Source organism: Agrobacterium sp. MA01 (assembly GCF_009650195.1).
Taxonomy (GTDB): Bacteria; Pseudomonadota; Alphaproteobacteria; order Rhizobiales; family Rhizobiaceae; genus Allorhizobium.
Genome location: NZ_CP045854.1, coordinates 4,136,458 through 4,159,688, shown reverse-complemented (window position 1 = coordinate 4,159,688; position 23,231 = coordinate 4,136,458). Strand labels below are relative to the sequence as shown.

Annotated in this window: 20 protein-coding genes; 13 read left to right on the top strand and 7 right to left on the bottom strand. The window is 58.6% G+C overall.

The window, feature by feature from the left end:
- Nucleotides 1–19: 19 nt before the first annotated feature.
- Entirely contained in the window at nucleotides 20–841 is an 822-nt protein-coding gene (locus tag GH983_RS19840; RefSeq protein WP_054150078.1) for a pyruvate, water dikinase regulatory protein, read from the bottom strand.
- A 405-nt stretch (nucleotides 842–1,246) separates the two neighbouring features.
- Here GH983_RS19840 and hemE point away from each other — a divergent pair, with 405 nt between their 5' ends.
- The 8 genes from hemE (at nucleotide 1,247) to GH983_RS19800 (ending at nucleotide 9,899) form a co-directional block, all read left to right on the top strand.
- Nucleotides 1,247–2,278, top strand: a complete 1,032-nt coding sequence (gene hemE, locus GH983_RS19835) for a uroporphyrinogen decarboxylase (protein WP_153763305.1) — start codon at nucleotides 1,247–1,249, stop codon at nucleotides 2,276–2,278.
- Nucleotides 2,279–2,280: 2 nt separating this feature from the next.
- A complete protein-coding gene (gene hemJ, locus GH983_RS19830) occupies nucleotides 2,281–2,817 on the top strand; it encodes a protoporphyrinogen oxidase HemJ (RefSeq protein WP_153763304.1) in 537 nt (178 codons plus the stop codon).
- A gap of 192 nt (nucleotides 2,818–3,009) precedes the next feature.
- Complete coding sequence (gene rho, locus GH983_RS19825; RefSeq protein WP_085942900.1) at nucleotides 3,010–4,275, top strand: transcription termination factor Rho; 1,266 nt, start codon at nucleotides 3,010–3,012, stop codon at nucleotides 4,273–4,275.
- A gap of 51 nt (nucleotides 4,276–4,326) precedes the next feature.
- Complete coding sequence (gene mnmE, locus GH983_RS19820) at nucleotides 4,327–5,652, top strand: tRNA uridine-5-carboxymethylaminomethyl(34) synthesis GTPase MnmE (protein WP_069043985.1); 1,326 nt, start codon at nucleotides 4,327–4,329, stop codon at nucleotides 5,650–5,652.
- Between the two features lie 28 nt (nucleotides 5,653–5,680).
- The gene (mnmG, locus tag GH983_RS19815) at nucleotides 5,681–7,552 is read left to right on the top strand and encodes a tRNA uridine-5-carboxymethylaminomethyl(34) synthesis enzyme MnmG (RefSeq protein ID WP_069042735.1); all 1,872 of its coding nucleotides are present in this window, start codon (nucleotides 5,681–5,683) and stop codon (nucleotides 7,550–7,552) included.
- Nucleotide 7,553: 1 nt separating this feature from the next.
- Nucleotides 7,554–8,186 (top strand): 16S rRNA (guanine(527)-N(7))-methyltransferase RsmG, encoded by a 633-nt coding sequence (gene rsmG, locus GH983_RS19810; protein WP_069042736.1) that lies wholly within the window; start codon nucleotides 7,554–7,556, stop codon nucleotides 8,184–8,186.
- Nucleotides 8,187–8,201: 15 nt separating this feature from the next.
- Nucleotides 8,202–8,996 (top strand): ParA family protein, encoded by a 795-nt coding sequence (locus tag GH983_RS19805; RefSeq protein WP_054150020.1) that lies wholly within the window; start codon nucleotides 8,202–8,204, stop codon nucleotides 8,994–8,996.
- A 21-nt stretch (nucleotides 8,997–9,017) separates the two neighbouring features.
- Nucleotides 9,018–9,899 carry a ParB/RepB/Spo0J family partition protein gene (locus GH983_RS19800; protein ID WP_069042737.1) on the top strand — a complete coding sequence of 294 codons (882 nt, stop codon included), beginning with the start codon at nucleotides 9,018–9,020 and terminating at the stop codon, nucleotides 9,897–9,899.
- Here the strand turns inward: GH983_RS19800 and holA are convergent, their stop codons facing one another.
- From holA to leuS, 3 genes are read right to left on the bottom strand one after another with little or no spacing between them, the layout of a single operon-like run.
- Complete coding sequence (holA, locus tag GH983_RS19795; RefSeq protein WP_054150022.1) at nucleotides 9,900–10,946, bottom strand: DNA polymerase III subunit delta; 1,047 nt, start codon at nucleotides 10,944–10,946, stop codon at nucleotides 9,900–9,902.
- Nucleotides 10,947–10,955: 9 nt separating this feature from the next.
- Nucleotides 10,956–11,471 carry a hypothetical protein gene (locus tag GH983_RS19790; protein ID WP_054150023.1) on the bottom strand — a complete coding sequence of 172 codons (516 nt, stop codon included), beginning with the start codon at nucleotides 11,469–11,471 and terminating at the stop codon, nucleotides 10,956–10,958.
- Entirely contained in the window at nucleotides 11,461–14,082 is a 2,622-nt protein-coding gene (gene leuS / locus GH983_RS19785; RefSeq protein ID WP_153763303.1) for a leucine--tRNA ligase, read from the bottom strand. Before leuS ends, GH983_RS19790 begins: the two co-directional genes overlap by 11 nt.
- Nucleotides 14,083–14,275: 193 nt before the next feature.
- On the opposite strand from leuS, the gene GH983_RS19780 reads away from it, so the two are divergent.
- Together GH983_RS19780 and GH983_RS19775 are read left to right on the top strand one after the other, a co-directional pair.
- Nucleotides 14,276–14,935, top strand: a complete 660-nt coding sequence (locus tag GH983_RS19780; protein ID WP_153763302.1) for a YggS family pyridoxal phosphate-dependent enzyme — start codon at nucleotides 14,276–14,278, stop codon at nucleotides 14,933–14,935.
- A 111-nt stretch (nucleotides 14,936–15,046) separates the two neighbouring features.
- Nucleotides 15,047–16,984, top strand: a complete 1,938-nt coding sequence (locus GH983_RS19775; protein ID WP_153763301.1) for a propionyl-CoA synthetase — start codon at nucleotides 15,047–15,049, stop codon at nucleotides 16,982–16,984.
- A 72-nt stretch (nucleotides 16,985–17,056) separates the two neighbouring features.
- Here the strand turns inward: GH983_RS19775 and GH983_RS19770 are convergent, their stop codons facing one another.
- Entirely contained in the window at nucleotides 17,057–17,758 is a 702-nt protein-coding gene (locus GH983_RS19770; RefSeq protein WP_069042742.1) for a DUF1013 domain-containing protein, read from the bottom strand.
- A gap of 233 nt (nucleotides 17,759–17,991) precedes the next feature.
- Between GH983_RS19770 and acs the strand changes: the two genes are divergently transcribed.
- Nucleotides 17,992–19,944: an acetate--CoA ligase gene (acs, locus tag GH983_RS19765; RefSeq protein ID WP_054150027.1), complete on the top strand. Its 1,953-nt coding sequence runs from the start codon at nucleotides 17,992–17,994 to the stop codon at nucleotides 19,942–19,944.
- 54 nt (nucleotides 19,945–19,998) lie between these two features.
- On the opposite strand, the gene GH983_RS19760 is transcribed toward acs, so the two are convergent.
- Together GH983_RS19760 and GH983_RS19755 are read right to left on the bottom strand one after the other, a co-directional pair.
- Complete coding sequence (locus GH983_RS19760; protein WP_246727446.1) at nucleotides 19,999–20,415, bottom strand: thermonuclease family protein; 417 nt, start codon at nucleotides 20,413–20,415, stop codon at nucleotides 19,999–20,001.
- 88 nt (nucleotides 20,416–20,503) lie between these two features.
- Nucleotides 20,504–20,710, bottom strand: a complete 207-nt coding sequence (locus GH983_RS19755) for a DUF1674 domain-containing protein (protein ID WP_054150029.1) — start codon at nucleotides 20,708–20,710, stop codon at nucleotides 20,504–20,506.
- A gap of 125 nt (nucleotides 20,711–20,835) precedes the next feature.
- Between GH983_RS19755 and htpX the strand changes: the two genes are divergently transcribed.
- Both htpX and GH983_RS19745 read left to right on the top strand, forming a co-directional pair.
- On the top strand, nucleotides 20,836–21,798 hold the full coding sequence (gene htpX, locus GH983_RS19750; RefSeq protein ID WP_054150030.1) for a zinc metalloprotease HtpX: 963 nt from the start codon (nucleotides 20,836–20,838) through the stop codon (nucleotides 21,796–21,798).
- The gene (locus GH983_RS19745; RefSeq protein ID WP_153763299.1) at nucleotides 21,789–23,177 is read left to right on the top strand and encodes an RsmB/NOP family class I SAM-dependent RNA methyltransferase; all 1,389 of its coding nucleotides are present in this window, start codon (nucleotides 21,789–21,791) and stop codon (nucleotides 23,175–23,177) included. The genes htpX and GH983_RS19745 overlap by 10 nt, the downstream gene beginning before the upstream one ends.
- Nucleotides 23,178–23,231: the final 54 nt, after the last annotated feature.

Below are 23,231 nucleotides of genomic sequence, written 5' to 3'. Positions count from 1 at the left end.
GTGATGGTAGTGTCCTGAATTAGCGCGGCTTGGGACGCAGAGCAACAATCGCCGCCGCCGTCTCCTCGATCGACCGGCGCGTCACGTCGATCAGAGGCCAGTTGTTGCGCGCACACAGCGAACGGGCATATTTCAGCTCTTCCGTGATTGAGGCCCGGTCGACATACTCGCTGCGGTCATAGCCGGTTGTCGCGCCAAGGACCCGGTTCTCGCGAACCTGGGAAATCCGATCCGACGTGGCGATGAGACCAACGATCAGAGGCCGTGTTGCTTTCAGCAATCCGTCGGGCAGCGGAACGCCCGGGACGATCGGCAGGTTCGCGGTCTTGATGCCGCGGTTGGCGAGATAGATGCTCGTCGGGGTCTTGGAGGTGCGGCTGATGCCGATGATCACGACATCGGCCTGATCATAATCCTCCGGCGCCTGGCCATCGTCATGGTCCATGGTGAAATTCAACGCTTCAATGCGTGCGAAATATTCGGCGTTCAGAACATGCTGAGCACCGACGCGGCCGCGGGACGGCGCGCCCAGATAGTCCTGAAACTTCTCGATGATCGGGGCCAGCACGTTGACGCAGGGCAAGCCCAGTTCATGACATCCCGTTTCGACAAGTGCTGCGAGATCCTGGTCGACGATCGTGTAGAGCACGATACCGGGTTCGCGATCGAGCGCATCGATCAACGCCTTGATCTGTTTCTTGCTGCGGATCAGGGGATAAACATGCTCGATGGCATTTGAACCGCGAAATTGCGCGGCGGCTGCTCGGCCTGCCGAGATCAGAGTCTCCCCCGTTGAGTCAGAAATCAGGTGGAGATGGAAGAAGTTTTTCCGGTTCTCCACGTTCTTCACCGCACCCTGTTGATAGTCTGGGATAAACAGAGGCCACGGCGGGCGGGGCGGACCAGGGACGGGAAAAGTGCCGATTTATCCACAATTGGACCCCGAGAGGCTCTCGATTCCAGGGGGCTGTGAATTACGGTAATGACAGAAGATCGTTCTTCGCATTTCGACTCCTCCTCCTCCGTTAACCCGGATTCTGTCCGGATCGCAAATCCATGGAATCACGGGTTAATTTGCAGTTATCCCCATTATCCCAGAGCCGGAGCGAACTTGGTGGCCTCGACTATCGACTGAAATCCCGGATTGCGAACAAGCTGTGATCGTCGATTAATCCTTGATAGTCAGAGACTCTTAGAAATAGAAGAAGATTCAATATCTCTTTTCTTTTTTGAAAGGGCTTGAGCCTTGAGCACGCCGAACCGAAAAGTCCTCGACGTTCTGAATGGGAAAACGGTCACGCCACCGCCCATCTGGCTCATGAGACAAGCAGGCCGTTATCTCCCGGAGTATCGGGAAACACGGAAGAAAGCCGGGAGCTTTCTAGATCTCTGTTACTCCCCTGAGTATGCGACGGAGGTGACCCTTCAGCCGATCCGCCGATATGGCTTTGATGCAGCCATCCTGTTTTCGGATATTCTGGTCATCCCGGATGCGCTTCATCGCAACGTGACCTTCACTGAAGGCCATGGTCCGCAGATGGACCCCATCGACACGGACGGCATACTGGCGCTTTCGCAGGAAGGCGTCCTGGATCACCTCAAGCCGGTCATGGAGACGGTTTCACGGCTGCGTGGGGCGCTGCCCAGCGAAACGACCCTGCTTGGCTTCTGTGGGGCTCCCTGGACGGTGGCGACCTACATGATCGCAGGACATGGCACACCCGACCAGGCGCCTGCCCGTCTCTTCGCCTATCGTCATCCGGAGGTCTTTGCCCGTCTCCTCGATTTTCTCGCCGATGTCTCCGCCGACTACCTCGTCGCGCAGATCGATGCCGGTGCAGACGCCGTGCAGATCTTCGATTCCTGGGCAGGTGTTCTGGGCGAGGCAGAATTCGAGGCTTTCGCCGTGCGGCCCGTTCGCCGCATCATCGACTCGGTCAAGTCGCGTCGTCCTCAGGCGAAGGTGATCGCCTTTGCCAAGGGCGCGGGGATCTTGTTGAAAAATTATCGTGAGGTCACCCGTGCCGACGCCATCGGTCTCGATTGGTCGGTTCCGTTGAGCTTCGCTGTCGAGCTGCAGAAGGATGGTCCGGTTCAAGGCAATCTGGATCCGATGCGTGTCGTTGCTGGTGGCGCAGCGCTCAAGGACGGCATCGACGCGATCCTCCAGGCGCTCGGCCATGGACCGCTGATCTTCAATCTCGGCCACGGGATTACGCCGCAGGCTGATCCGGAGCATGTGACCGAACTCGTCGCTCAGGTTCGGAGTTTCGGCTAACCATGGAAAAGCAGATCGACGACAAGCCCGGGATGCGCGCAGCGAGAAAGGCTGCGACAGCTCTCGTGTTTTTCGGGATCGTCGGTGCCGGTATCATGCTGGCCGGACCAGATCAGGCTTACCCCTGGATCAAAGCGCTGCATGTCATCGCGATCATCTCGTGGATGGCAGGCATGCTCTACCTGCCGCGACTGTTCATCTATCATTCGGACTGTGATCCATCGTCACAGGAGGCAAAAACGTTTGCCGTCATGGAAACCAGGCTGATGAAGGTGATCATGACGCCGGCGATGGTCGTTTCCTGGATTCTGGGATTGTATCTGGCCTGGCAGGTTTTTGCGTTCCAGGGTGGTTGGCTGCATGCCAAGATCGCAGCCGTTGTCGCATTGTCCGGCGTTCACGGCTATTTCGCCAAGGCTGTCAAATCGTTCGGGCGTGGCGAGTACGTGGGAACGCCGCGTTACTGGCGCATGATGAACGAGGCGCCTACCCTGCTGATGATCCTGATTGTGGTCCTTGCGGTCGTGAAGCCCTTCTGATCGCGGCGCGATCACGCATTATTTTCGGTGGTGCCGGCTTTTTGCTTGCGGTCGAATCCGCGAGTCGCTATTTTCGCGCTACTTCCTCCTTTGGCTTGCGTACTATTCAGTCATTTGCGGCTCTCGCGATCGTACCGAATTCCACCAGCTCGCCGTTCCCCTTGAAAATTCTATCTGACGTGGTCCCTCTTCATGGCTGAAATGAAGCTACAAGAACTCAAAAGCAAATCGCCGACCGATCTCCTGACCTTTGCTGAATCGCTCGAAGTTGAGAACGCGAGCACGATGCGCAAACAGGAGCTGATGTTTGCGATCCTGAAGATGCTGGCGAGCCAGGATGTTGAGATCATCGGCGAAGGCGTGGTGGAAGTACTGCAGGATGGCTTCGGTTTCCTGCGTTCGGCCAATGCGAACTATCTCCCAGGCCCTGACGATATCTACATTTCGCCCTCACAGATCCGCCGCTTCTCGCTGAAGACCGGTGATACCGTCGAGGGTCCAATCCGGGGACCGAAGGAAGGCGAACGCTATTTCGCGCTGCTGAAGGTCAACACAATCAATTTCGAGGATCCCGAAAAGATCCGCCACAAGGTGCATTTCGACAACCTGACGCCGCTCTATCCGAACGAGCGCTTCAAGATGGAACTCGATGTTCCGACGTCGAAGGACCTGTCTGCACGTGTCATCGATCTCGTGGCGCCACTCGGCAAGGGCCAGCGTGGCCTGATCGTCGCACCACCGCGCACCGGTAAGACGGTCATTCTCCAGAATATCGCGCATTCCATCACGGCCAACCATCCGGAATGTTATCTGATCGTCCTTCTGATCGACGAACGTCCGGAAGAAGTGACCGACATGCAGCGTTCGGTCCGCGGTGAAGTCGTGTCTTCGACCTTCGACGAGCCCGCGGTTCGTCACGTTCAGGTGGCAGAAATGGTCATCGAGAAGGCCAAGCGTCTTGTCGAACATGGCCGAGACGTCGTCATTCTGCTCGATTCCATCACGCGCCTCGGCCGCGCCTACAACACCGTTGTGCCGTCGTCCGGCAAAGTCTTGACCGGTGGTGTCGATGCCAATGCATTGCAGCGCCCGAAGCGCTTCTTCGGTGCAGCGCGCAACATCGAAGAAGGCGGTTCGCTGACGATCATCGCAACGGCACTGATCGACACTGGTAGCCGTATGGACGAAGTCATCTTTGAAGAGTTCAAGGGCACCGGTAACTCGGAAATCGTTCTCGATCGCAAGGTCGCGGACAAGCGCATCTTCCCGGCCATGGACATCCTCAAGTCCGGTACGCGTAAGGAAGATCTGTTGGTCCCGCGCCAGGATCTCCAGAAGATTTTCGTTCTCCGCCGTATTCTTGCGCCGATGGGCACGACCGATGCCATCGAATTCCTCATCGACAAGCTCAAGCAGACGAAGAACAACGGCGACTTCTTCGACTCGATGAACACCTGATGTGGTGCCGGTTTCGGCCGGCAGCCTCAGGCTTCGCCTGTGAGTGATCTCATGACCGCTCGTTCCGATACGATTTGTGCTCTTGCGTCCGGCGGTTTACCCGCCGGCGTTGCTGTTATCAGGGTCAGTGGTCCTAGCAGCTTCGAAGCCGTCAGTCAGATGGTTGGCTCACTGCCCGAACCGCGCCTGGCAGCCCTGCGGACATTGCGGACCACGAGCGGTGAGTTTCTTGATCGGGGTCTTGTTCTCGTTTTCCCAGCACCCAATTCCTTCACCGGTGAGGACTGTGTGGAATTGCATCTGCATGGTGGCCGTGCCGTTGTGAACGCGGCACTTCGATCATTAGCCGGATTCAACGGGATTAGATTGGCCGAAGCCGGAGAGTTCTCGAAACGCGCGTTTGAAAACGGCAAGATGGATCTTGTCGAGGTCGAAGGTCTCGCCGATCTCCTTAGCGCCGAGACCGAGATGCAGAGAAGGCTTGCGGGTGAACAGGCCAATGGTCATCTGTCCGCTGTCTACGACGAATGGCGTGAGAAACTTGTATTCGTACGCGCCATGCTCGAAGCAGAACTGGACTTCAGTGACGAGGGCGACATTCCAGGTTCGGTGTCCGATCGTATCTGGGCCGACGTCGGCGAGCTAAAGTTACAGGTGGACCGGGCAATCGGCAATCTTCGGGCCGGCGAGATCATCCGTGATGGTTTCAAGGTAGCCCTTGCCGGCCTGCCGAATGCCGGGAAATCAAGCCTGATGAATGCGTTGGCGCAGCGCGACGTGGCAATTGTGACACCTGTAGCCGGTACGACGCGCGATGTTGTTCGCTGTGAACTGGACATCGATGGATACAAGTTTGAACTCTCCGATACTGCTGGTCTCAGAGACACAGACGATCTGGTTGAGCAGGAGGGGATCCGTCGTGCCTTCCGGACGATCAATGATGCTGATCTTGTTCTGCATCTGATCGATCTGTCCGAGCAGCCGAAAGCGCAGCCGATAGATTTCGACCGCCCCACACTGTGTATCGGGACGAAAAGCGACCTTGCCAGCGATGTAGTGCCTAATTCTGCTTGCGCTTTCCACGTGTCGTCCGCTTCAGGAGAAGGGCTTGATGTCCTGAGAGATCGGCTGCTCGATGCAGTGCGTAGCCATACTCAGGTCGAGAGCCTTGCAATTCCCAGTCGTTTGAGGCATGCAGAGCGCCTTCGGTTGGCGTCGAGACATCTTGCGTCCGCGCTGGAGGGCATTCTGTTACCTCTCGAGATCCGTGCCGAAGAATTGCGATTGGCGTCCGTCGAATTGGCGCGAGTGACCGGTCGAATCGATACCGAAACGCTTTTGGGTAAAATCTTCTCCGAATTCTGTGTCGGCAAGTGATTCACGTGAAACAGGCTGTATCGCGATCATGTCTGAGAGACATTTCGATGTAATTGTTGTTGGTGGTGGTCATGCCGGTACCGAAGCAGCCGCAGCGGCTGCACGCATGGGTGCAAAAACCGCGCTCGTGACCCACAAGGCTGAAACAATCGGCGTCATGTCCTGCAATCCGGCGATTGGCGGCTTGGGAAAAGGGCATCTTGTCCGTGAGATTGATGCGCTTGACGGCATCATGGGTCGCGCGGCGGACGAGGGCGGCATTCAGTTTCGTATGTTGAACCGGAAGAAGGGCCCGGCTGTTTGGGGGCCGCGCACGCAGGCGGATCGAAAGCTCTATCGACGGGCTGTTCAGCGTTTGCTTGCGGACATTCCTAATCTCGACATCATCGAAGGTGGCGTGGTCGGATTTGTTCGTGACACTACCGAAATAAATGGTGTGATCCTTGGTGACGGGCTGCAACTTCGTGCTGCAGCAGTCGTCTTGACAACCGGTACCTTTCTCAACGGTGTGATCCACATCGGTGACAAAAAGATTGCTGCCGGCCGTGTTGGCGAGGCCCCTGCCCTGGGTGTCAGTGATGACTTGGCAGCGTTGGGCCTGAAGCTTGGTCGCCTCAAGACCGGGACCCCTGCGCGCCTCGATCGCAAAACGATCCGCTGGGACGAGCTTGAAGTTCAGGAAGCGGATGAGAATCCCATCCCATTCTCATTCATGACGGAAACGGTCACTACGCCACAGATCGCTTGCGGCATCACGCGAACGACGACTGAAACCCATCGGATCATCCGGGAGAACATCCACCGCTCGGCCATGTATTCCGGCCAAATCGAAGGTGTCGGTCCGCGGTATTGTCCTTCCATTGAGGACAAGATCAATCGCTTCGGCGATCGCGATGGTCATCAGATCTTTCTGGAGCCGGAAGGATTGGATGACGACACCATCTATCCAAACGGGATCTCGACCTCGCTTCCGGAGGATGTCCAGGAGCTATTCATACGGTCAATCCCTGGCCTGGAGAATGTCCGAATCCTCCAGCCGGGTTATGCGATCGAGTATGACTACGTCGATCCACAGCAGCTCGACCTATCGCTGGCTGTTAAAGGTGTGAAGGGTTTGTACCTCGCTGGTCAGATCAATGGCACCACTGGTTATGAAGAGGCTGGCGCGCAAGGGTTGCTGGCAGGGATCAATGCAGCCCGGCTTGCAGCCGGTCAAAGTGGTTTCTCCTTCAGCCGTACGGATTCTTATATCGGCGTAATGATCGATGACCTGACATCGCGCGGCGTTGCAGAGCCCTATCGTATGTTTACCTCGCGGGCCGAGTATCGGTTGTCGTTGAGGGCTGACAATGCCGACATGCGGCTTACGCCCTATGGCATTGAGCTTGGTTGCGTATCTTCTGAACGGGCCAGAAAATTTGAGACTTATCGCGCTCAACGGGAAGGGCTGTATGAACAGCTTGGAGCGCTTACCGCCTCGCCTAATGAGATGGCTATCGCCGGAGTGGCGATCAACCAGGATGGTCGTCGTCGTTCGGCTCGAGAGATCCTCTCCTATCCTGACATAAACTGGGATCAGGTTGTTCAAGTCTGGCCTGAACTAAATTCTACGGATGCGAAGATCGCAACCGCCGTCGAGATCGATTGCCTCTACCATGTCTATCTTGAAAGGCAGTCGGCGGATATCGAAGGCTTGCGGGCCGAGGAAGAGCGGGTGATCCCCGATGATTTCGACTATTCAGTGCTATCTGGTCTCTCTAATGAGCTGAAGGCTAAGTTGATTGCTAGAAGGCCCCGCAATATTGCCCAGGCAAGTCGGCTCGAAGGGATGACTCCTGCGGCTGTCGCTTTGCTTGTCGCGCACCTGCGCAAAACCCAAGTTAGTAAATTGGCATCCTGATATGCAAAGAACGAAAAGTGCTCCGTATGGAATCGATGTTTCACGTGAAACGCAGGAGCGCCTTGATCGCTTTGCCAACCTCTTTCTGAAATGGGCTGCTAGAATCAATCTCATAGCGCCTTCGACGCTGGAACAACTATGGACGCGGCACATTGCGGACTCGTTGCAACTCCGAAACATTGTGCCGACTCCGGGCCAGTGGATCGATCTCGGAAGCGGCGGGGGATTTCCGGGTATCATCACGTCGATCACCTTGGCGGAAAGCCAAGCTGGATGGGTGGATCTCGTCGAAAGCAACAATAAGAAGTGTGGCTTCCTGCGGACGGCAATTTTGGAGACAGGTGCGCGGGCGTCCGTCCATCCTCTCCGGATCGAGGATGCCTCTTCGAAGCTTCCCGCGCCCGACTTCATATCCGCGCGTGCACTTGCCGAACTTGATTTGCTGTTCGCTTATGCCCATCCCTGGGCACTTGCCAATCCAAATCTCAAGTTGATCTTCCATAAAGGTCGGGATTACCAGTCCGAGATCGATAAAGCGCGTGGTCGCTGGGACTTCGATCTGGTAAAACATCAAAGCGTTGTCGAGGCAGATTCCGTGATCTTGGAGATCACCTCTCTGACGCGCAGGGTTTAACGGTTCGGGTGCCAAATGAGTCTCGAGAAAAACCGCATCATCACCATCGCCAACCAAAAGGGTGGCGTGGGCAAGACCACGACAGCGATCAACCTGGCGACAGCCCTGGCGGCGATCGGAGAGCGTGTGCTCATCGTTGACCTGGACCCGCAGGGAAATGCCAGTACCGGCCTCGGTATCGACCGTCGTGACCGGCGCCTGTCTTCCTACGATGTGCTGATCGGGACCCATTCGGTCAGCGAAGCGGTCCTCGAAACGGCTGTGCCGAACCTCTCGATCGTCCCATCAACGATGGACCTGCTCGGTTTCGAAATGGAAATCTCGCAGCAGGCGGATCGGGTCTTTCGTCTGAGAAGAGCCCTCAACCAGGATGATGCGCGCGCTTACAGCTATGTGCTGCTCGACTGCCCGCCCTCGTTCAACCTTTTGACGATGAATGCCATGGCGGCGGCGCATTCGGTTCTGGTGCCTTTGCAGTGCGAGTTCTTTGCGCTCGAAGGTCTCAGCCAGCTGCTCGACACCATCAACCAAGTGCGTCAGACGGTGAATCCGACCCTCGATATCCAGGGTATCGTGCTGACGATGTTCGATTCCCGCAACAATCTCGCGCAGCAGGTCGTTAGCGATGTGCGGGAGCATCTCGGCGAGAAGGTTTACGCTACGCTTATTCCGCGGAATGTGCGGGTCTCCGAAGCGCCATCGTATGGTAAGCCGGCTATCCTTTATGATCTCAAATGCGCCGGCAGTCAGGCCTATCTCCAGCTGGCTTCGGAAGTCATTCAGCGCGAACGGCAGCGCAAAGCCGCCTAATCTTCGTACAAGGGTGTGAGTATGAGCGAAGACGTATCGAAACGGCGCCTCGGGCGTGGACTTGCAGCGCTGATCGGCGAGATGGATCAGCCAGTTCCCGTCGGCGAGGCGCGCCCGACCGTTAGCGCGGACCGGACTGTTCCGATCGAATTCGTGGCCCGTAGCCCCAAAAACCCTCGCCGGTATTTCGACGAGGCCGAACTTCAGGATCTGGCCGGATCCATTCGCCAGCACGGGATCGTGCAGCCTGTCGTCGTACGGACCACGAGCAGCGATCGCTACGAAATCATTGCCGGCGAACGTCGCTGGCGCGCGGCACAACTCGCCGGCCTCGTTGAGATCCCCGTCATCGTTCGCGATGTCGATGACCGGACAGCACTTGAACTGGCGATCGTCGAAAACGTTCAGCGCGCCGATCTCAATCCGCTGGAAGAAGCTCTTGGCTACGAGCAGCTGATTGCCGAACATGGCTATACCCAGAATGATCTGGGTGAGATCATCGGCAAGAGCCGCAGCCATGTTGCCAACAGTCTTCGACTGTTGAAACTCCCTGATCCGGTTCGGGACATGCTGGCTGATGGCAGCCTCTCAGCGGGTCATGCGCGCGCGCTTGTATCTACTCCGGATCCCGTCGTTCTTGCCAAGACGATCGCCCAGAAGGGTCTTTCCGTTCGCGATGCTGAGAAGCTGGCGCAGAACCATATCAAGGCACAGCAGTCCCCTGCCCCCGTAGATGTGCGTGAATCCAAGGATTCCGATACCATCGCCCTGGAGCGCAGCCTCTCAGATCGCCTCGGATTGTCAGTGTCGATCAACCACAAGGGCGGCGGCGGTCAGTTGAAGATCAATTACAAGACGCTCGATCAGCTCGAAGAGATCTGCCGCTTGCTCGAAGCACGCTGATCAGGCGCGGCGATTCCTTCGAGCTGACTGCAGCGTTGTCGCAAGAAGCGTCTGGATTGCCAGATTGTCTTCAAGCTGCGCGTTCTGGCGGCTTTGGAGGATCGCGGCGTTCAGTCTTGCGCTTTCCCGGGCCAGCTCAGAACTGTTCCAGTTCCGTAACGCTTTCTCGATTATCGGTTTGCGCTTGAAGTGAATTCCCCGCCCATGCGTCTGCATGACCTGCGAAGCCTGCTGCTGGCGCTCTTCCATCTCCAGGCGCATGGTTTCCAGCAGCTGCATCTGTTTCATCGTGCCCTGCAGGACGAGGAAGACAGCGGTCTTGGAGGCAATGACCTTCTGGACGGCATGGAGAAATCCATCAGGATCGCCTGACAAAACGGCATCGACCACCTCGTCAGTCGATACTGCACTCGCATCGCCAACGATCTCGAGCACATGGTTCTCGTCGATCAACTCGTCCTTCATGCAGTAGAGGACCAGCTTCTGTATTTCATTGCGGGACGCAATCCGATCGCCACCAATCGATTCCAGCAGAAGTTCGCGTGCTGCCGGCGTAATGCGCAAATTGGCGGCCGCCAATTCCGCGTCGATCAGGCTATTCAGCGCTCGTGCATCATCCTGGTAGCAGGCGATGCAGGCGATGCTGCGCTCTCCCTCGGCGACCTTGCGAAGTGCTGACCCCTTCTTGAGGTCACCGGCTTCGATCAGAAGATAGCTGCCCTCGGGTGGATGTGCCGCGAGATGCGCCAAACCGTCGACCAACTGTTTCTCGTTGGCGGCGCCTCGAACCCAAATCAGCTTCTCACCGCCGAACAGCCCGAAGGCGTTGACCTCGTCGATGAGGCGACCCGGATCAGATTGGATGTCGGAGGCATCCAGACGAATCAGTGCAAAGCCGTCGTTGAGATCAACACCGGTTGTCTTTGCAACCTGTGAGGCGCGCTCTGCAACGAGTCCACGATCAGGCCCGTAAATAACGAACATCCGATAGTGCCTGGCCGATTTGGCCAGGAACCCTTCGAATTCATGCGATTTGACCTCAACCATGGCCGCAGATCAGCGACCGAGAGCCATGGCAAGATCGGCATAGATGATTTCAGCAAGCTCGCGGGCGGCCCGGGTCTCCGCGTCACGCACGGCACGGAGCTTTGCGAACTCCTGGCGCGGATAATCGAAGAGAGCTACCCCCGAACGACGGCCTGTCTTCAGCACCGTGTCGTCCGATATCCGCTTCAGCGTATAAGTGCCCATGACGACGGCTCGACCCGAGTTTGCCGTATCGGAGGTTTCATCGAGAAGAATACCCTCGACACCACCGCTGACAGTCAGGTCGACCCGATATTCCGGGGTCTTCGTTTCGTCACCGCCGCTGGTCAAGAAGATCAATCGGTTGCGCGTCTCGAGGCCGATGCGGCTGGTCGCTTCGGAATAGGCGATCGCAGCCAATGCGCCGCGGGTTTCGCCATTGGTATCCTGATAGAGCGGACGAGCCTGGCAGCCCGCCATCAGCAGAGCCGCGCCGATCAGAACCGAGCGCCGAAGCAGCTTGGAAGGCTTGAATTCAGAGGACAATGTTCACGATCCTTAGCGGGACAACGATGATCTTCTTCGGGGCCTGGCCATTGAGAACGGCCTTGACGGCGTCGAGCGCCAGAACGGCTTCCTGGACGGCATTCTGGTCTGCGTCGCGCGCGATTGTCAATTCGGCACGCTTCTTACCATTGATCTGCACCGGCAGAACGATCTCGTTTTCGGCGACCAGCGCCTCGTCGAACTGAGGCCAGTCTGTCCTGGCGATCAGGCCGTCATTTCCGAGAACTGACCAGCATTCCTCGGCGAGATGCGGCGTCATTGGCGCGATCAGATGTACCAGGATCTCCGCCGCATTGCGGGCAGCTGCAACGTAAGCTGCATCTCCCTGCCCTGCCGCAACATTCGTCAGCGGTGCAGCCAGCGCATTGACCAGTTCGTAGATGCGCGCAATCGCCTTGTTGAAGGCCAGCTTGTCGAGGTCACCCTGGACAGCCTTCAAGGTCTTGTGCGCCGCCTGCGAGATTACCAGTCCGTCGCCGTCCTTAGCCGGATTCGAAGGTACGGACTTCAACCGCTCGGCAGCTTCCGACACGAGACGCCAGACGCGTTGAACGAAGCGGTGTGCGCCCTCGACGCCGGATTCCGACCAGATGACGTCACGATCCGGCGGCGAATCCGAGAGAACGAAGAAGCGAGCGGTATCGGCACCGTAGGAGCCGATGATGTCATCGGGATCGACGACATTCTTCTTCGACTTCGACATCTTTTCGATCGAGCCGATCCTGGCTTCCTGACCATTGCTGAGCAGGAACGCGCGACGTGCACCATCGGTCTCTTCGATACGCAGATCTGCCGGGGCGACCCACTCGCGCTGCAGACCTTCGCCGATGCTGTAGGTTTCGTGCACGACCATGCCCTGCGTGAAGAGGCCCTTGAAGGGTTCCTTCAGATCGAGATGACCGGTTTCGCGCATGGCGCGCGTGAAGAAGCGCGAATAGAGCAGGTGCAGGATCGCGTGCTCGATGCCGCCGATATACTGGTCGACCGGCAGCCAGCGGTTGGCAACGGCGGGATCCGTCGGATTGTCCTCCCAGGGTGCCGTGAAACGCGCGAAATACCAGCTCGAATCGACGAAGGTATCCATGGTGTCCGTCTCGCGACGGGCGTCTTTGCCGCAGTGGGGGCAGGCAACGTGTCGCCAGGTCGCGTGACGGTCGAGAGGATTGCCCGGCTTGTCGAAGCTGACGTCGTCAGGCAGCTTCACCGGCAAGTCCTTCTTCGGGACGGGCACGACGCCGCAATCGTCGCAATGGATGACCGGGATCGGGCAGCCCCAATAGCGCTGGCGGGAGATGCCCCAGTCGCGCAGGCGGAAGTTGACCTTGCGCTCGCCCTGCGGCGTGCCGTTGAGCTGCTGGGACGAAAGGCGGTTTGCGACGTCTTCGAAGGCTTCCGCTGTGGAGAGCCCATCCAGGAAGCGCGAATTGATCATCACGCCGTCATCGGTGAACGCGGTGTCGCCGACTGTAAAGCTTGCGGCGTCACCATCCCTCGGCATAACGACCGGCACGACGGGCAGGTCATACTTGCGGGCGAAATCGAGGTCGCGCTGGTCGCCGGAGGGGCAGCCGAAGATCGCGCCCGTGCCGTATTCCATGAGCACGAAGTTCGCGACATAGACCGGCAGCTCCCAGTTCGCATCGAGCGGGTGCTTCACGCGGATACCGGTGTCGATGCCCTTCTTCTCGGCCGTCTCCAGTGCTGCGAGCGACGTGCCGGCATGGCGGCATTCCTGGCAGAAGGCGTCTACGGCTGCGTCGCGCGCGGCGGCTTCCTTGGCCAAGGGGTGATCAGCGGCGATTGCCAGGAAAGATGCGCCGAAGAGGGTATCGGGCCGGGTGGTGTAAACGGTCACTTCGCCGGCTTCGCTGCCGGAGGCGACTTCCCAGCGGATGGCCATGCCTTCCGAGCGGCCAATCCAGTTCTTCTGCATCAACCGGACCTTTTCCGGCCAGTTATCGAGTTCGTCGAGCGCGTCGAGCAGATCCTGGCTGAAGTCGGTGATCTTGAAGAACCACTGGGTCAGTTCCCGCTGTTCGACCAGCGCGCCGGAGCGCCATCCACGGCCATCGATGACCTGCTCATTGGCGAGCACGGTCATGTCTTCCGGGTCCCAGTTGACCTTGGAGTTCTTTCGATAGACCAGGCCCTTTTCCAGGAAGTCCAGGAAGAGGTGCTGCTGGCGATGGTAGTAGTCGACGTCACAGGTCGCGAATTCGCGCGACCAGTCGAGCGACAGGCCCATGGACTTCAGCTGACCGCGCATGGTCGCGATGTTCTCATAGGTCCAGGCCTTGGGGTGGACCTTGTTCTTCATCGCGGCATTTTCCGCCGGCATGCCGAAGGCGTCCCAGCCCATCGGATGCAGCACATTGTAGCCCCGTGCCCTTTTGTAGCGTGCGACGACATCGCCCATCGCATAGTTGCGGACATGGCCCATATGGATGCGTCCCGACGGATAGGGGAACATCTCAAGCACGTAGTATTTCTCGCGCGGGTCGGCATTGTCGGTCTCGAAGACCTTGTCTTCGGACCATTTCGCCTGCCAACGGGGCTCGGCGTCGCGCGGATTGTAACGTTCGGTAGCCATGGATCGCATTTCCGGGAATAGCATCAAAAAGAGAGGGCCGACCTTCATCATGAAACCGGCCAAGCGTCAAGTTTTTGAGGCATTCGCAAGGCCTTTCCCGCCAAGCGCTTGCCATGGCCGCAGCCTGCCTTTAACCCCTTGCCGAAAGATCTGATGACACCAGATATCGAGCAGATGAAAACGAGGGTTGGGCATGTCGGTTGAAGAGCGGCTCCAGGACGTCCGGGGCAAAATCGCAAAGGCTGCGCAGGAGGCAGGTCGTGAGCCGGATTCGATTTCACTCGTCGCGGTTTCCAAGACCTTCGATGCCGAACATATCCGCCCGACGATTGTCGAGGGTCAGCGGGTGTTCGGGGAAAACCGCGTGCAGGAAGCCCAGGGGAAATGGCCTGAACTGAAGGCGGAAACTCCTGATCTCGAACTGCATCTGATCGGCCCGCTTCAGTCGAACAAGGCAGCCGATGCTGTCGCGCTGTTCGATGTCATCGAGACAGTCGATCGCGAGAAGATCGCCCGAGCGCTCGCAGAGGAGACAAAGCGGCAGGGCCGGTCGATACGGTTTTACATCCAGGTCAACACCGGTCTCGAGCCTCAGAAGGCGGGGATTGCGCCCGATGATGTTGGGTCTTTTGTCGCGCTTTGCCGCGATGAACTTGCGATGCAAGTCGAGGGCCTCATGTGCATCCCGCCGGTCGATGAGAATCCCGGGCCACATTTCGCTCTGCTTACCAAACTCGCCGAAGAAAACGGGCTTTCGAAGCTGTCGATGGGCATGTCCGGCGATTTCGAGACCGCCATCGGCTTTGGAGCAACGAGCGTCAGAGTCGGATCGGCAATTTTTGGCACACGTTAAGTTGCCTTAGACCTTCGGCATAGCGCTTTGGTCTCTCTTTCCTCCTTCCTTCGTCGATCCTAAAATGATGCCAAAGGCGAAAGCCTCAAGCGTTGTCATGGGAGGATCGACATGCGCGAGAGCTATCAGGACATCTACGATTCCTGGACAGCAGATCCGGAGGGCTTCTGGGCCACGGCTGCGGAACAGGTTCATTGGTTCAAGGCGCCGGACGCGGTCTTCGACGCCTCACAAGGCACCTATGGTCGCTGGTTTCCCGGTGGAGAGACCAATACCTGCTACAATTGCATCGACCGTCATGTGGAAGCCGGGCGTGGTGCTGATACGGCCGTCATCTATGACAGTCCAATGACCGGTCAAACGGCACGTTACAGTTATGACCAGGTGCTGACGGAAGTCTCTGCGATAGCGGCCGTCTTGCGCAATCACGGCGTCGCGAAGGGCGATAGGGTCATCATCTACATGCCGATGATCCCGGAAGCCGTCTTCTCGATGCTTGCCTGCGCGCGTATCGGCGCCGTGCATTCCGTGGTCTTCGGCGGCTTTGCGGCGCATGAGCTCGCGACCCGCATCGACGATTCCGGCGCCAAAGTGGTTATCGGCGCGAGCTGCGGTCTCGAGCCTGGACGTATCGTCCCCTACAAGCCGATGCTCGACCAGGCAATCGACATGGCTAAGGTGAAGCCCGATTACTGTCTGATTTTGCAGCGCGACCAGTATCATGCGCCCCTTCGCTACGAGCATGGCGATGTCGATCTGGCCCAGGCGATCGAACAGGAAAAGATCAACGGCTCGTCTGTCGAATGCGTGCCGGTGGCCGCAACCGACCCGCTTTACGTTCTCTATACATCGGGAACGACCGGTCAGCCCAAGGGCGTCGTGCGCGACAATGGCGGCCATATGGTCGCTCTCAACTGGACCATGAAGAACATCTACGGCGTCAAGCCTGGAGAAGTCTTCTGGGCCGCCTCCGACATCGGATGGGTCGTCGGCCATTCCTACATTGTCTATGGTCCGCTCTTGGCCGGCAATGCCACCGTGATCTTCGAGGGCAAGCCGGTGGGCACGCCGGATGCCGGCACCTTCTGGCGTGTGGTGAGCGACCATGACGTGAAGGCGCTGTTCACGGCGCCGACAGCCTTCCGCGCGATCCGTCGTGACGATCCGGAGGGCGAACATGTCGCGCGCTATGACATCTCCGGTCTTCGCGCCCTCTTCCTGGCCGGTGAGCGGGCCGATCCGGAAACGCTGAAATGGGCGGAACGGATCCTGAAGATACCTGTCATCGACCATTGGTGGCAGACGGAAACAGGTTGGGCGATCGCCGCAAACCCTGCGGGCCTGGGACTGCTTCCCGTGAAACACGGATCACCGACCAAGGCCATGCCGGGTTACACGCTCGAAGTGCTCGACGACGCGGGACATCCGGTCGCTCCTGGCACGCTTGGAAACATCGTCGCGAAGCTTCCCCTTCCTCCGGGTTGTCTGGTTACCTTCTGGAATGCCGACAAACGTTTTCGCGCCTCTTGCCTCGAGGAGTTTCCCGGCTACTACAAGACGGCGGATGCCGGCATCATTGACGAAGACGGCTATGTCTTCGTCATGGCGCGGACCGACGACATCATCAATTGCGCTGGTCACCGTCTCTCGACCGGTGCCATGGAAGAGGTCTGCGCCATGCATCCCGATGTGGCGGAATGCGCTGTTATCGGGATTGCCGACGAATTGAAGGGACAGATTCCCTGCGGCTTCCTGATCCTGAAGAAGAATGTGCATCGCGACCATGCTGTGATCGCCAAGGAAGTCGTTCAGTTGGTGCGCGACGAAATCGGGCCCGTGGCAGCCTTCAAGATGGTGCTGATGGTTGATCGTCTGCCGAAGACGCGCTCGGGCAAGATCCTGCGTGGCACGATGCAGAAGATCGCCGACGGTCTACCCTGGAAGATGCCTGCGACAATCGACGATCCTGCAATCCTCGACGAGATCACGGCAGTGTTGCAGGCGCATGGTCAGGTCCCGGCATCGGCCAAAACGGTTGCAAGCGCCTGAACCATCAGGCGGGCAAGAAAAAACCCCGGCCGCCTTGGGCTGCCGGGGTGCATCGCTTGTACCGATCTCTGATCAGTACTGGTCGTCTTCGTCGTCATTCTTGCGGTCGGACTTGAGCGACTGCAGCTTGGCGAAGACGGCGTTGGCGTCGATTTCCTTCTCTTCTTCGCGCTCGTAGCTGAAGCCGAGGTTTTCGGTCTCGCTTGCAGACTGCAGAGTCGCGCCGAGTTCGGCAGCGGTCGGCAGCGGACGACCCTTCGATGCCTTTTCGACTTCGAGATCGAGGTCGATCTGGCTGCAGAGGCCAAGCGTGACCGGGTCCATCGGTGCGAGGTTGGCCGAGTTCCAGTGCGTGCGCTCGCGGATCTGCTCGATCGTCGACTTGGTGGTGCCGACGAGACGCGAGATCTGGGCGTCCTTCAGTTCCGGATGGTTGCGAACCAGCCAGAGGATGGCATTCGGACGATCCTGACGCTTCGAGACCGGCGTATAACGCGGGCCGCGGCGCTTCGAGTCGGGGACGCGGACCTTCGGCTCGGAAATCTTCAGCTTGTAGTTCACGTCCTTTTCAGCGCGGCCAATCTCGTCGCGCGAGAGCTGGCCGGTTGCGATCGGGTCGAGACCCTTGATGCCCTGAGCTGCTTCGCCGTCCGCAATCGCCTTCACCTCGAGCGGGTGCAGCTTGCAGAACTGCGCGATCTGGTCGAATGACAGCGCGGTATTGTCGACGAGCCATACAGCGGTCGCCTTCGGCATGAGCAGTGTCTGGGCCATGGATACAATCCTTCTGAGGGTCCGCGCCGGTTGTCGCGGGCCGTGGGTTTAAACCACTATTTCCGGGAATTCGGCGTCCTTATAGCGATTATGTAACGAAATTGCAATTCGCGAAGTCACGAATGACCTTTGTCTAATTGCTGGCCATGTTGCACCTGCTATGAATGGCGGCGATAGGCCGGGGAGGACGGTCCTGGTCGCCATTAGTGGCCCGTCAACATGAGGAGGAGTTCATGTCAGCCAAAACCTATCCGGTGCTGAAATCGGCAAAAACCCGCGCCCTGATCGATGATGACAAATACCAGAAATGGTATCAGGAGAGCATCGAGGACCCCGAGAAGTTCTGGGGCAAACACGGCAAGCGGATCGACTGGTTCAAGCCGTATACGAAGGTCAAGAATACGTCCTTCAAGGGCAAGGTTCCCGTCAAGTGGTTCGAAGACGGCCTCACCAACGTCTCCTATAACTGCATCGACCGCCACCTGAAGACGCATGGCGAACAGACCGCCATCATCTGGGAAGGTGACAACCCCTATATCGACAAGAAGATCACCTATAACGAGCTCTACGAGCATGTTTGCCGTATGGCGAACGTGTTGAAGAAGCACGGCGTCAAGAAGGGTGATCGCGTCACCATCTACATGCCGATGATTCCGGAAGCGGCCTATGCAATGCTCGCTTGCGCCCGTATCGGTGCCATCCATTCGGTCGTCTTCGGCGGCTTCTCGCCGGAAGCACTCGCAGGCCGTATCGTCGACTGCGAATCAACCTTCGTGATTACCTGCGATGAGGGCGTTCGCGGCGGCAAGCCGGTGCCGCTCAAGGAAAACACCGACATCGCGATCGACATCGCCGCCAAGCAGTATGTCATCGTGAACAAGGTTCTGGTCGTGCGCCGCACCGGTGGCAAGATCGGCTGGGCACCGGGCCGCGACATCTGGCATCACCAGGAAGTGCATACGGTCAAGGCAGACTGCCCGCCGGTGAAGATGAAGGCAGAAGATCCGCTGTTCATCCTCTACACCTCCGGTTCAACGGGCAAGCCGAAGGGTGTCATGCACACCACGGGCGGTTACCTCGTCTATGCCTCGATGACGCATGAATATGTCTTCGACTATCACGATGGGGACGTCTACTGGTGTACTGCCGATGTCGGCTGGGTCACCGGGCATTCTTACATTGTCTACGGGCCGCTTTCGAACTGCGCGACGACGCTGATGTTCGAAGGCATTCCCACCTTCCCCGATCAGGGACGGTTCTGGGAAGTGATCGAGAAGCACAAGGTCAACATCTTCTATACCGCACCGACGGCTATCCGCTCGCTGATGGGTGCGGGTGACGATTTCGTCAAGCGTTCGGACCGTTCGTCGCTCCGTCTTCTGGGTTCCGTCGGCGAGCCGATCAATCCGGAAGCCTGGGAATGGTATTACAACGTCGTCGGCGAGCAGAAGTCGCCTGTTGTCGATACCTGGTGGCAGACCGAAACCGGCGGGATCATGATCACGCCGCTGCCGGGTGCGACCAATCTCAAGCCGGGTTCGGCAACCAAGCCATTCTTCGGGATCAAGCCTGAGCTTGTCGACAATGAAGGCAATGTTCTGGAGGGGGCGACCGACGGCAATCTCTGCATCACCGACAGCTGGCCTGGTCAGGCACGCTCCGTCTATGGCGACCACGACCGTTATGTGCAGACCTACTTCTCCACCTACAAGGGCAAGTACTTCACAGGTGACGGCTGCCGCCGGGACGAAGACGGCTATTACTGGATCACGGGCCGCGTCGACGACGTCCTGAACGTGTCCGGTCACCGCCTGGGAACGGCGGAAGTCGAATCGGCTCTGGTTTCGCACCACCTCGTTTCCGAAGCGGCCGTCGTCGGCTATCCGCACACTATCAAGGGCCAGGGCATCTATTGCTATGTCACCCTGATGTCGGGTCACGAGGGCAATGATGCGCTCAGAGCCGATCTGGTGAAGCATGTGCGGACGGAAATCGGTCCGATCGCGACGCCGGACAAGATCCAGTTTGCACCCGGTCTGCCGAAGACGCGCTCGGGCAAGATCATGCGCCGCATTCTGCGCAAGATCGCCGAGGACGATTTCGGCGCGCTTGGCGATACCTCGACGCTGGCCGATCCGGCTGTCGTGGACGACCTGATCGCGAACCGCCAGAACAAGATCGCCTGATCAAAACAGATCTCAATCAAAAGAGGGGCTTCCGCCGGGAGCCCCTTTTTCATGTCAGTCATTCGGGCAGGGCCGCTTGCTTTTCGTCCGCCCGTTATAGGGCTCGACCAGACCTGCCTGTAGGAGAAGCTCCGCCGGTCGAGTGCCATTCGACAATTTGAGATCGGCGACTACGCGGCCGAAATACTTGTCGCCGGAGATTGCGGTCAACTGCACCATCCGCTCGCCCTCTACCAGGCTCGTGAGCTCGCTCTTCGCCTCAAGGGCCGCCTCACGAAAGGCGGGGCATTTCGACCGCAGCTCGGGCGCATCGATGCCGCGCAGGCGCACATAGGTGCTGACCTTGTGATCTGGCCAAGGCATTGCTTCCACAAGGACCGTGTCGCCATCGATGATCTTCACGACCTCGGCCGTAACAGGCCCTTCGATCTGACGGCTGGATGCGCTTACCGGCGCTTCGGACGCCAGCATCGGGAAAACTGTCAAAGGAACAAGCGCTGATCGGAACATTATAGGAATGTATTCCGATATCCGACCCAAATCAATGGGTAATTATTCCTTAAAAATCGATCGCGCGACCCTTGATCTCCCAATCTCCGAAGCGCGCAGGATCGGCACCGCCGCGTCCGCCGATTTCGGGCGGCATCTGCTGAGCCTCCTCCTTCCGGCGTCGCTCCTCCGCTTCCGCGAGTGCCCGTTTCGCAGCCGGGCTCAGTTCACGCGGCATTTCCTCGACACTGACTTCGGCTTCACGATCTTCTGACATCACATCGTCCTTTGCTGAGACGGCATTTCATGCGCAAACATTGAAATTGGGGTCGGCGCTTTTTAAATCAACAGGCGAAAACGGCAACAGAATTGCCAAGAGCGCTGCTTTTAGAGGACCACGACATGAATACCATGCGGACTGCCATGCTGCTCGCCTTCATGACCGCCCTCTTCATGGGCGTCGGCTTCCTGATCGGTGGCAGGGGCGGCATGATGATTGCCTTCGTCATCGCCGCGGGCATGAACTTCTTTTCCTACTGGAATTCCGACAAGATGGTGCTTCGAGCCTATCGCGCCCAGGAGGTCGATGAGCGGACGGCTCCCGAATTCTACGTCATGGTGCGGGATCTGGCGCGCAATGCGGGTCTGCCCATGCCAAAGGTCTATGTCTTCGACAACCCGCAGCCGAATGCCTTTGCGACAGGGCGCAATCCGCAGAATGCAGCCGTTGCTGCGTCCACCGGGCTGTTGCAGCGGCTCAGCCCGGAAGAGGTCGCAGGTGTCATGGCCCACGAGCTGGCCCATATCGAGAACCGCGACACGCTCACCATGACCATCACCGCCACACTGGCGGGTGCGATCTCGATGCTGTCGAACTTCGCCTTCCTGTTTTCCAGCGGGCGTGACGATCGCAACAATCCGCTCGGCTTTGTCGGTGTCCTGATCGCGATGATTGTTGCCCCCCTTGCTGCCATGCTGGTCCAGATGGCAATCAGCCGGACGCGCGAATATGCGGCCGACCGCCGCGGGGCGGAGATCTGCGGGCAGCCCCGCTGGCTCGCATCGGCCCTGCAGAAGATCGCCGGCGACGCGTCTCACATCGAGAACGTGGAGGCGGAGCGCAATCCGGCGACCGCCCATATGTTCATCATCAATCCCTTGAACGGTCAGCGGATGGACAATCTCTTTTCGACTCATCCCAACACGCGCAATCGCATCGAAGCGCTAATGGCCATGAGCGATATCCGGCCTGGGGGATCGACGCCGCCTGAGGCCCCTGTTAAGGCAACGCGAACTGCGCGTTCTGTTCCGACCACCGGTTGGGGACGCGGTAAAGCCGAACCACCCAAGGGACCATGGTCTTGAACGACACATCGACGGGCAAACCGAAAAGCAAGCACAATGGCAACAGGAAGCATGGAGATCATGCCTCTCGGCAGCCCTTGAAGCCGGGGCTCGAAGCCCGAATTGCCGCAAGCCGAATCCTGGCAGCGGTGATCGATCGGAAGACGTCGCTCGACGGTATGCTGGATTCAGAGCATGGCAATCCCGCATTTTTGCCATTGAACGATGCCGATCGCGGCCTCGTGAAGGCCATCCTTCAGAGCGCGCTGCGCCATCTGCCGCGGATCGAGGCGATTATCGCGGAACTGCTCGACACCCCGCTGCCGGACGGTGCCCGCTCCCTGCATCACCTTCTGATCGTGGCTGCGGCGCAGATGCTCTATCTCGATGTGCCCGATCATTCGGCTGTTGACCTTGCCGTGGAGCAGGCCAATGGCGATCCCAGAAGTCGTCGTTTCTCGAAGCTGGTGAATGCCATCCTGCGCCGCATCGGTCGTGAGAAGGCGGAGCTTCTCGCTGCCGTGGATGATCTTCCCTGCTTGCCGGATTGGTTCATGGCACGCCTGACGGCAGTCTATGGTGATCAGCGAGCGCTTGCGATCGCTGCGTCCCAACTGGAGTCCCCGACGATCGATTTGACCGTGAAGTCGGATGCAGCCGGCTGGGCTGCGCGGCTTGGCGGACAGGTTTTGCCGACCGGCAGTGTCCGTCTCGAGCGGTTTCGTGGATCGGTGACCGCGCTCGAAGGTTTCGAGGATGGTGAGTGGTGGGTGCAGGATGCCGCCGCCGCGATTCCGGCAAAGTTGTTCGGTGATCTCACAGGAAAACGGGTTGCCGATCTTTGCGCCGCACCTGGCGGCAAGACGGCACAGCTGGTGCTCGCCGGCGGCGATGTTCTGGCCGTCGAGCAATCGAAGTCGCGCCTGAAGCGTCTGGAGTCCAATCTCCAGCGCCTGGGAGTTTCGGTCGAAATCCGGTGTGCGAACCTGCTCGACCTCGACGAGAACGAGACGTTCGATGCGATCCTGCTCGATACACCCTGTTCATCGACCGGTACGACGCGTCGCCACCCGGATGTTCTCTGGACGAAGAATGCGGCCGATATCGCCAAGCTCGCCGAGCTGCAGGAGAAGTTGCTGCGTCACGCCGTAACACTGTTGAAATCGGGTGGCCGTCTGGTCTTTTCCAACTGCTCCATTGACCCTTCCGAAGGCGAAGAGATTGTTGCCCGGGTGCTGGCGGAGATCCCTGACCTGCGCCTGCAGTCGATCGATCCGGCCGACTGGCTCGGGCTGGAAGCAGCGATCACCGCCAAGGGTGAGTTCAGGACCACGCCCGACATGCTTCGAGAAAATGGCGGGCTTGATGGCTTCTACGCCGCGATCATTGCTAAAACTTAACTAATATCTCAATAAACCTGTTGGGAAGTCTGCGTGAACGTGGACCGTTGCTCC